The 1,057-nt window shown below is 73.9% G+C and carries 1 protein-coding gene; it reads right to left on the reverse strand.

The features are described 5' to 3' along the window. Positions 1-97: 97 nt before the first annotated feature. The gene (locus Y694_RS21965; RefSeq protein ID WP_051495985.1) at positions 98-745 is read right to left on the reverse strand and encodes a sigma-70 family RNA polymerase sigma factor; all 648 of its coding nucleotides are present in this window, start codon (positions 743-745) and stop codon (positions 98-100) included. Positions 746-1,057 lie beyond the last annotated feature (312 nt).

The following is a 1,057-nucleotide window of genomic DNA, read 5'->3' on the forward strand; positions in this document are numbered from 1 at the left end:
CGGGCGTCGCGGTCCGGCGCATGCCGCAGCGCGGCGCGCAGATGGGCGTCGCGCGCCACGTCGTCGTCACCGGCCGGCTCGGGCGGGTGCGGACGGTTCATGCGCTCCCCTCGGGCGCGGTCAGCACGCCCGCACCGGGCAGGTAGGCGCCCATGCAGGTGCGCAGCTTGCTCATCGCATAGCGCAGCCGGCTCTTGGCGGTCTCGAAACCCAGTTCCAGCGCGGCGGCCAGTTCGGCGAGCGACAGGCCGTCCTCGTGGTGCAGCAGGAACACCGCCTTCTGCGCGGCGGGCAGGCCATCCAGGCAGTCGAGCAGGCGCTGGCCGGCCGCACGCCAGAAGGCCTGGTCGTCGACGCCCTGCCCGTCGGCGCCGTGGGCGACCGGCCAGCGGGCCCAAGGCTCGCCGTCGGGTTCCCAGGGGTCGGGCCCCGGCGCGTCGACCGATACCTCCCGGCCGCTCCTGCGCAGGCAGTCGACCGCGCGGTGGTGGCCCAGCGTGAACAGCCAGGTGCGAAAGCTCGCGCCCTGCGGTGCCCAGCGGGTGCGCGCGTCGATCACGCGCAGCCAGGTGTCCTGGAACACCTCGTCGGTCTGTGCCGCGCAGGCGCTGCCGAGCAGCCTGCACACGAAGCGGTAGAGCGCGACGTGGTGGCGTGCGTAGAGCCGTTCGAAGGCGCGCGCGTCGCCGCCGGCGAAGGCCTGCATCAGCGTGTCGTCGGAGGGTTCGGGCGTGGGGTCGGGCATGGGCCTGCTCAGTCTGCCATCGCGGCGGTTCGGGCTTGTACGTGCGAGGGCCGCGAACGGGGTTGAACGGCGCGACGGCATTGGTCTTGACCCCGTTCGGGCGGCCCGGCCGTATCAGCCAGCCTGGGCGCGCGACGGATCGCGGGCCTCTGTCCTGTTCACCGACTGGAGTCGACGATGACCCTGCCTTCTTCCTTGTTCCCGGGTTGGCTGCGGCCGGCCGGGCTTGCCGCCGTCAGCCTGCTGAGCGCCTGCAGCGTCGGCTGGAGCGAGGCGCACGACTGGGTCTCGCCCGCGCCGGCGCGGGCCGAG

The organism is Methylibium sp. T29-B (assembly GCF_000576225.1).
Classification (GTDB): Bacteria; Pseudomonadota; Gammaproteobacteria; order Burkholderiales; family Burkholderiaceae_C; genus Methylibium; species Methylibium petroleiphilum.

Excerpts from the sequence above, each read along its gene's own strand:
- Y694_RS21965 (WP_051495985.1), bottom strand. The coding sequence starts at position 745 with ATGCCCGACCCCACGCCCGAACCCTCCGACGACACGCTGATGCAGGCC.